This is a genomic window from Cereibacter johrii, assembly GCF_001720585.1.
GTDB lineage: Bacteria > Pseudomonadota > Alphaproteobacteria > Rhodobacterales > Rhodobacteraceae > Cereibacter_A > Cereibacter_A johrii.
On record NZ_MABH01000186.1, the window covers coordinates 1 to 8,212 of the forward strand.

General features: G+C 69.2%; 9 protein-coding genes. 5 read left to right on the forward strand and 4 right to left on the reverse strand.

The genetic code is table 11. The annotated features are described in order from the left end of the window. From A9O63_RS17030 to A9O63_RS17045, 4 genes are all read left to right on the forward strand, one after another. The coding region (locus A9O63_RS17030) for an SDR family oxidoreductase (protein WP_141703108.1) at positions 1-430 on the forward strand (430 nt) is incomplete at its 5' end. Continuing rightward, positions 411-2,324, forward strand: coding sequence for an HAD-IIIC family phosphatase (locus A9O63_RS17035; protein WP_069333000.1), 1,914 nt, complete (start codon positions 411-413; stop codon positions 2,322-2,324). The genes A9O63_RS17030 and A9O63_RS17035, both read left to right, overlap by 20 nt. Positions 2,325-2,384: 60 nt before the next feature. Further along, positions 2,385-2,630 carry an acyl carrier protein gene (locus A9O63_RS17040; protein WP_002722256.1) on the forward strand — a complete coding sequence of 82 codons (246 nt, stop codon included), beginning with the start codon at positions 2,385-2,387 and terminating at the stop codon, positions 2,628-2,630. After that, positions 2,630-4,162 carry an MBOAT family O-acyltransferase gene (locus A9O63_RS17045; protein WP_069333001.1) on the forward strand — a complete coding sequence of 511 codons (1,533 nt, stop codon included), beginning with the start codon at positions 2,630-2,632 and terminating at the stop codon, positions 4,160-4,162. Before A9O63_RS17040 ends, A9O63_RS17045 begins: the two co-directional genes overlap by 1 nt. A 51-nt stretch (positions 4,163-4,213) precedes the next feature. Here the strand turns inward: A9O63_RS17045 and hslU are convergent, their stop codons facing one another. Both hslU and hslV read right to left on the reverse strand, forming a co-directional pair. Beyond that, complete coding sequence (gene hslU, locus A9O63_RS17050; protein WP_069333002.1) at positions 4,214-5,515, reverse strand: ATP-dependent protease ATPase subunit HslU; 1,302 nt, start codon at positions 5,513-5,515, stop codon at positions 4,214-4,216. Next, the gene (hslV, locus tag A9O63_RS17055) at positions 5,512-6,069 is read right to left on the reverse strand and encodes an ATP-dependent protease subunit HslV (RefSeq protein WP_069333003.1); all 558 of its coding nucleotides are present in this window, start codon (positions 6,067-6,069) and stop codon (positions 5,512-5,514) included. Before hslV ends, hslU begins: the two co-directional genes overlap by 4 nt. Positions 6,070-6,205: 136 nt before the next feature. Here hslV and A9O63_RS17060 point away from each other — a divergent pair, with 136 nt between their 5' ends. Next, a complete protein-coding gene (locus A9O63_RS17060; protein ID WP_069333004.1) occupies positions 6,206-7,114 on the forward strand; it encodes a hypothetical protein in 909 nt (302 codons plus the stop codon). Positions 7,115-7,246: 132 nt separating this feature from the next. Here A9O63_RS17060 and trxA read toward each other — a convergent pair whose 3' ends face one another. Then, positions 7,247-7,567: a thioredoxin gene (trxA, locus tag A9O63_RS17065; protein WP_002722246.1), complete on the reverse strand. Its 321-nt coding sequence runs from the start codon at positions 7,565-7,567 to the stop codon at positions 7,247-7,249. 58 nt (positions 7,568-7,625) lie between these two features. Further along, a partial coding sequence (locus tag A9O63_RS17070; RefSeq protein WP_205631853.1) for a PD-(D/E)XK nuclease family protein occupies positions 7,626-8,212 on the reverse strand: 587 nt, incomplete at its 5' end.

Sequence of the window (8,212 nt, forward strand, 5' to 3'; positions counted from 1 at the left end):
GGCGGCGCTTGCCGGCTGTCACGCCCTGATCGCCGCGGCCTGGCGGCTCTGGTGGCGGCGCGCGGGCGGCGGGCATGTGCTGGCCGTCCTGTCGGCCGCCTCCGAGCCGCCGGTGGCCCGCCACATGGCCGCCTATGTCGCGCAGAAGGCCGCGTTGCGGGCGCTGCTCGCTGCAGCCGCCGCCGAACTGGGACCGGCGGGGCTACGGGTGAGCGTGGTGGCCCCCGGCTTCGTCGAGACGCCGATGCTCGGCGCCTTCGACCCGCGCCTGCTGGAGCGCGCCCGCGCCGATGCCGGGGGCCGGTTCCTTTCCCCTGAACGCGTGGCGCAGGCGCTTGCCGCCGCGCTCGATGCGCCGCCCCCCGCCGGGACGGTGCAGGACATTCATCTGGCTGAGGAGGTGGAGAGCGATGAAAAGCAAACCGCTTGAACTGCACTGGCTGCCGGTCGCGGCGGATTTCGAGGGCGAGCTGGCGCGAGCCCGCGCACGGGCTGCCGACGACCCGCCCGGGGCCTGGCGCGCGCTGCGGCATCTGGCCGGGCACCGCATCGACTTCCTCCAGACCGGCCGGATCGAGCGGGCTCTCCGCACGGCCGAAGCCCCGCCCGAAGTGCCGCGGCTGCGGCTCGCGCTTCTGGGCTCCTTCACCGTCGAGCATCTGGTGCCCGGCCTGACCGTGGGCGCGCTCCGCCGCGGCCTCGCGCTCGAGGTCCATGTGCCGCCCTATGGCCAGTGGCGGCAGGCGATCCTCGATCCCGCCTCCGATCTGGCGGCCTTCAGCCCCGATGCGGTGCTGATCTGCTCCTGCGAGACGGATCTCGTGCCGCGGCTGCCGCTGGCCACCCCGCCCGAGGAGGTGGAGGCGGCGCTCGAGGCGAGCCTGTCCGAAACCGTCCACCGCTGGCGGGCCCTCCGGGCGATGGGCGCCGCCGTGATCCAGCAGCTTCCGGTGCCGACGACCGATCCGGTCTTCGGCCATCTCGACCGTCTGGTCCCCGCCTCGCGCCGGGCCATGGTGGCGGAGATGCAGCACCGGCTGATCCGCGCCGCCCGCGAGGAGCGGGTGCTGATCCTCGATCCGGTCGCCGCGGCCGAGGCCGAAGGGCTCGACGCGCTGCAGGACCGGCTGATGTGGCTCCATGCCAAGCAGCATGTGAGCCCTGCGGCGGGGCCGTGGTTCGGCGATCAGGTGGCGCGCATCCTCGCCGCCCTGCGCGGCCTCACGCGCAAGGTGCTGGTGCTCGATCTCGACAACACGCTCTGGGGCGGGGTGATCGGCGACGACGGCATCGAGGGGATCGTCATCGGCGAGGGCTCGGCGCGGGGCGAGGCCTTCAAGGCCTTCCAGCTCTACTGCCGGGCGCTGCGCGAGCGGGGCATCCTGCTCGCCGTCAGCTCGAAGAACGATCCCGAGCGCGCGCTCGCCGCCTTCGATCACCCCGAGATGGTGCTGCGCCGGTCCGACTTCGCGGCCTTCGTGGCCAACTGGGAGGACAAGGGTCAGGGCCTGCAGCGCATCGCGCAGGAGCTGAACCTCGGGCTCGAGGCGCTGGTCTTCTTCGACGACAACCCGGCCGAGCGGGCGCTTCTGCGCGAACAGTTCCCGGCCGTGGCCGTGCCGGAGGTGCCCGAGGAGCCCGAGGCCTACATCCGCTGCCTGGCCGCTGCCGGTCTCTTCGAGGCGGTGGGCTACACGCCCGACGACGCGCTCCGGGCCGAGCAATATGCGGCCAATGCCGCGCGGCGTCAGCTCGAGGTGGTGGCTCCCGACATGGAGAGCTTCCTCGCCGGGCTCGAGATGGAGATGCAGGTGGGGCCGGTGCAGCCCGTCGATCTGGTGCGGGTGGCGCAGCTCATCAACAAGACGAACCAGTTCAACCTGACCACCCGGCGCTACACCGAGGCCGAGGTGGGGGCGATGATCGGCGATCCGGGGATGCTCACCTTCTGCGTGCGGCTGAAGGACCGGTTCGGCGACAATGGCATCGTCTCCGTGGTGCTGGGCCGGCTGCGCCCCGATGGGGAGGGCGGCCAGCTGTTCGAGGTGGACACCTGGCTCATGAGTTGCCGCGTGCTCGGACGAAGGGTCGAGGAGGCGGTGGCCGCCGTCATCGCGCGCGCCGCCCGACAGGCCGGCGCCTCGACGGTTGTCGGCTGCTACCGGCCGACGCCCAAGAACGGCATGGTCGCCGATCTCTTTCCGCGGCTCGGCTTCGCGCCGGCGGGCGCCGACGGCCTTGCGGCGCTCTGGCGGCTCGATCTGGCCGTCCCGCCGCCGCCGCCGCCGCATATCCGGCTGACCGAGCGCGGCGTGACCCACTGACCCTTCCTCCGGCGGCGCGCTCCGCCGGAGGTGACAGACGGCAAGTCCGAGGAGACCTTCATGACCGACCCCGAGATTTACGACGGCCTGACCTCCATCCTCCGGCAGGTGTTCGACGATCCCGAGCTGGTGGCCACCCCCGACCTCTCCGCGCATGACGTGGCGGAGTGGGACAGCTTCAACCACATCAACATCGTCGTCGCCTCCGAGATGCGCTTCGGAGTCTCGTTCAAGTCGTCCGAGCTCGAGGATCTCAAGAACGTCGGTGATTTCGTGGCCCTGATCCGGGACAAGAAGGCCGCCTGATGCTGTTCCACAGCCCGGAGTTCCTGTTCGCCTTCCTGCCGTTGGCCCTTCTCGGCTATTACCTTCTGGGCAGGCTTCCGAACAAGCTCTGGGCCGTGGGCTGGCTGGCTGCGGCTTCGCTCTTCTTCTACGGCTGGGGGAACGTCGCGTTCCTGCCGATGCTGCTGATCTCGCTGGGGCTGAACTACCTGCTCGGGATCATGCTGGTCGAGAAGCCGCGCCCGTGGCTGCTGCTTGCGGGGGTGGCCGCCAATCTCGCGGCCATCGGCTTCTTCAAATATGCGGGCTTCCTCGTCGAGATCCTGAACGCCCTGACGGCGGCGGACGTGCCGGTGCCGCACATCCTGCTGCCGCTCGCGATCTCCTTCTATACCTTCCAGCAGATCGCCTATCTGGTGGATTGCCACGAGGGCCGGATCGGGCGGCCGAACCCGGTCCGCTATGCGATGTTCATCACCTTCTTCCCGCAGCTGATCGCGGGGCCGATCGTCCATTACCGCGAGATCGTGCCCCAGATCGAGCGGGACGAGACCTTCCGCATCGATCAGGCCAAGCTGGTGCTGGGCTTCACCGTCTTCTGCTTCGGCCTGTTCAAGAAGATCGGCATGGCCGACACGCTGGCGCCGCTGGCCCAGCCGCTCTGGGATCTGGCCGCGGGGGGCGAGGCGGCCTATCTCGCCTTCGCCTGGCGGGGCGCGGTGGCCTTCGCGCTCCAGCTCTATTTCGACTTCTCGGGCTATTCCGACATGGCCATCGGGCTCGGGCTCATGTTCGGGATCCTGCTGCCGTTCAACTTCGACTCGCCCTACAAGTCTCAGACGATCATCGAATTCTGGTCGCGCTGGCACATCACCCTCACGCGGTTCCTGACAGCCTATCTCTACAACCCGATCACCAAGACCGTGATGCGGCGGCGGATGGAGCGCGGCCAGCCGGTGTGGACCCCCCGCAAGCCGCAGCTGCTGCCCTTCCTCGTGATGCTGGCCTTTCCGACGCTGGTCACGATGGGCCTCGCCGGGGTCTGGCACGGGGCGGGCTGGCAGTTCATCGTCTTCGGGCTGCTGCACGGGGCCATGCTCGTCGCGAACCACGGCTGGCGGGCGACCTCCGCGGGGAGGGCCCGGATCCCCGCGCCGCTCTCGTGGCTCCTGTCGCCGGTCAAGGTGCTGGTCACCTTCCTCGCCGTGACGGTGAGCTTTGTCTTCTTCAAGTCGCCCACGCTCACCGACGCCATGACGGTGGTGCGCGGCCTCGTCGGGATGGGCGAGCACGGCGGCTATCTCTATTTCGGCGACACGGTGGTGGTGCTGTTCGGGCTCTTCATCATCTGGGCGCTGCCGAACACGCAGGAATGGGTGGGGCTGAAGGCCCACAGCGCGCCGAAGGCGCCCGCGCGCGAGCGGGCCCGTTTCGCCGCCTTCTACTGGAAGCCCTCGCCGATGCACGGGCTGATGGTGGGGGCGGTGCTCTGCATCACCCTGCTGCGCATCTTCGGCAGCCCGCCCGCCGAATTCCTCTACTTCGCCTTCTGACCGGGAGGCCCGCGCAGGGGCCGGCAGGAGGATCCCCTGCCGGCGCTTGCGTCAGAGAACGTAGCGGCTCAGGTCGCTGGAGCGCGCCAGTTCGCCGAGGTTCTTCTCGACATAGGCCGCGTCCACCGTCACCTCCTCGCCCGAGCGGTCGGGCGCATGGAAGGACAGTTCCTCGAACACCCGCTCCATCACCGTGTAGAGCCGCCGCGCGCCGATGTTCTCGACGGAGCGGTTGACCTCGGCCGCGATCGAGGCCAGCGCCGCGATCCCGTCCTCGGTGAAGGTGATGCCCACCTTCTCGGTCTGCATCAGCGCCTTGTATTGCAGCGTCAGCGCATTGTCGGTCTCCGACAGGATGCGGACGAAATCCTCTTCGGTCAGCGCGCGCAGTTCCACCCGGATCGGCAGGCGGCCCTGAAGCTCGGGCAACAGATCCGAGGGCTTGGCGATATGGAAGGCGCCCGAAGCGATGAAGAGGATATGGTCTGTCTTGACCGGCCCGTATTTGGTCGAAACGGTCGTGCCCTCGATCAGCGGCAGCAGGTCGCGCTGCACGCCCTCGCGGCTGACGTCCGCCCCGCGCATGTCGGACCGGGCGCAGACCTTGTCGATCTCGTCGATGAAGACGATGCCGTTCTGCTGCACCGCCTCGAGCGCGGCGGCCTTCACCACCTCGTCGTCCAGCAGCTTGTCGGCCTCCTCGTTCATCAGGATGTCGTGGCTTTCGGCCACCGTCATCTTCCGGCGCTGGGTGCGCCCGCCGAAGGCCTTCCCGAAGATCTCGCCGAGGTTCATCATCCCCATCTGGCCCTGCCCCGTGGGGTCGAGCATCTGCATCGGGTTCGACGTATCGGCCACGTCGATCTCGATCACCGTGCTGTCGAGCTCGCCGCGCTTGAGCTTGCCGCGGAACATCTCGCGGGTCTGCTCGCGCGCGTCGCGCCCGGCGATCGCCTCGATCACCCGGTCCTCGGCGGCCTTGACGGCACGCGCCTTCACATCCTCGCGCATCCGGGCGCGGGTCTCGACGATGGCCGCATCCACCAGATCGCGGATGATGCTGTCCACGTCGCGGCCGACATAGCCCCCCTCGGTGAACTTCGTGGCCTCGACCTTCAGGAAGGGCGCCTTCGCCAGCCGGGCCAGACGGCGCGAGATCTCGGTCTTGCCGACGCCGGTCGGGCCGATCATCAGGATGTTCTTGGGATAGACTTCGTCGCGCAGATCGTCGGCCAGCTGCTTCCGGCGCCAGCGGTTGCGCAGGGCCACCGCCACGGCGCGCTTCGCCTCCTTCTGGCCGATGATGAAGCGGTCGAGCTCCGAGACGATCTCGCGCGGGGTCAGGTCGGTCATTTCGAGATACGCTCCACCGTCAGATTTCCGTTCGTGTAGACGCAGATGTCGGCCGCGATCGCCATGGCCTTGCGGGCGATCTCCTCGGCCGGCAGCTCGGTGGCCATCAGGCCGCGGGCGGCCGCCAGCGCGAAGTTCCCGCCCGAACCGATGGCGGTCACGTCATGCTCGGGCTCGAGCACGTCGCCCGCGCCGGTGATGACGAGAAGCGTCTCGCCATCCGTCACGATCAGCATCGCCTCGAGGTTGCGCAGATACTTGTCCATGCGCCAATCCTTCGCCAGCTCGACGCAGGCGCGGGCCAGCTGGCCGGGCGCGGCTTCGAGCTTCTTTTCCAGCCGCTCGAGCAGCGTGAAGGCATCGGCGGTCGAGCCCGCGAAGCCTGCCACAACCTCGTGCCCGCCGGGCGAAAGCCGGCGGACCTTGCGCGCCGTGCCCTTGATGACCGTCTGGCCGAGGCTCACCTGCCCGTCGCCGGCAACGACGACCTCGCCACCCCGGCGCACGGCGAGGATGGTCGTGCCGTGCCACCCGGGAAACCTGTCTTCTGCCATGAAACCCTCCGTTTGCGCCTATATGGAGTCGCCGATCCGGGGGCACAACCCGTGCGGCGGCCGCCCGCCGGACCGGCGCCGTTAAGCGCACCTTAGCCTTCTTGCGGCATGGTCCGGGGAAGCCGGAAGGGGAAAGATGCCGCACAGCCGCATTCTCAACATCTATCTGCCCTCCCCCATGCGCGAGGATGCCGCCGCAGGGAAGGTCAACATCGTGAACCGGATCGAGGCCGCGGTGGCGCCGCACGGTCTCCGCATCGCGGTGCATGGCGACACGCCCGAGGAGCGGGCCGACCCCTATCGCCGTCAGGGCTGGAGCCTCTTTCACATGCAGGAGCCGGTGGGGCCGCGCTGCCTCTGCCTGCGGCAGGCCTACCAGAACCCGTTCTGGCAGATCGAGGCCACCAACCAGCGGTGGTGGTTCGACGTGGCGCAGGCGCCCTTCGATCCCGACACGGTCGATCCCGCGGCGGCGCGGCCCTTCTTCCAGCGGTGGCGGCGGCATCTCGTGGGCGAGCGGACCTGTTCACGCGACGGCTTCCTGTTCATGCCGCTGCAGGGCCGGATCTCCGAGCACCGCTCGTTCCAGTCGATGAGCCCGCTGGCCATGATCCAGGCAACGCTCGAGCACGATCTGCGGCCGATCCGCGCGATGCTCCACCCGCGCGAGGCCTATTCGGCGGCGGATCTCCATGCGCTCGAGGATCTGGTGCGGCGCCATCCGCGGCTGTCGCTGGTGCGCTCCGATCCGCTGGCGCTTCTGGCCGCCTGCGATCTGGTGGTGACGCAGAACTCCTCGGTGGCGCTGACGGGATATTTCCTGCGCAAGCCGGCCGTGCTCTTTGCCGGCGTCGATTTCCACCATATCGCAGGCTCGGTGCCGCGCGAGGGCGTGGAGCGGGCCTTCCAGAAGGCCGAGGGCACGCTGTCGGACCACGAGCGTTACCTCTACTGGTTCTTCCAGCTCCAGACGATCAATGGCGCGGCCCCCGAGGCCGAGGCGCAGATCATGGCCCGGTTCGCCCGCCATGGCTGGCATTTCTGAGCGGCCAGACGGAACGGGCGGCTCTGCGGCCTTGGCGGGGCACGCAGCTCCCCGCCCGTTGCGGCGACCTTGGTGCCCAAGGAAAAGGGCGCCCGAAGGCGCCCTGTCCGGTCTTTGCTCCGGCGGAGGATCTCAGAGCGCCGAAGCGATCCAGGTGGCCAGAGCGGCCTTCGGCGCAGCGCCGACCTTGTTCGACACGACCTGACCGTTCTTGAACAGGAACAGCGCCGGGATGCCGCGGACGCCCAGCATCGCCGGGCTCTCGGGGTTCTCGTCGACATTGACCTTCACGATCTTCACCTTGCCGGCATATTCCTTCGAGAGTTCCTCGAGCGCCGGGCCGATCTGCCGGCAGGGGCCGCACCATTCGGCCCAGAAATCGACGACGACGGGCACGTCGGACTTGCGCACCTCGGTGTCAAAGGTGGCGTCCGTCACGGGAACGGTGGACATATTCAATTCTCCTGATCCGTAGGGCTTGCTTGGAAAGTAAGGATGGCCCCCTGCCGCGTCAAGTTGTCGTGGCCCGGACCAGGGCCGACCTCACGATATCGCGCGGCAGCCGCATCAGGCGGGCCGCCTGCGTCCAGAGGATCGCCGTCTCGATCGTCCGCCCAGGGTAGATCTGCGCCAGCGCCTCGGCATAGGCGCCCATCTGCCGCAGGATGCCCTCGGGCACCTCCTCGGGGCGGTCCGGGACCACGCGGTTCGTCTTGTAATCGACCGCCAGCACCCGGTCGGGCTCCACCACCAGCCGGTCGATGGTGCCCGAAAGCCGCCGCCCCGCCACCTCGGCCGTCACCGCCACCTCGAGCAGCGCATGCGGCACCAGCGCCTCGGCCAGATGCTCGGCCGAGAGCACCGCCCGCGCCTCCGCGAGAACGGGTTCCACATCGGGAAGATCGGGCAGAAGCCCCCGCGCCGCCGCCTCCCACTCCTCGGGCGGATGGAGCGGCAGATGCTCGAGCAGCCGGTGGACGGCCGAGCCATGCGCCAGCGCCTCTTCGGTGGGCATCGCATCGCCCGGCAGCGCCTTGGCCCCGCCGAGCGCCGAGGGCGACAGCACCTCCGGCGGGGCCGGAGGCTCGGCCGCCGGCG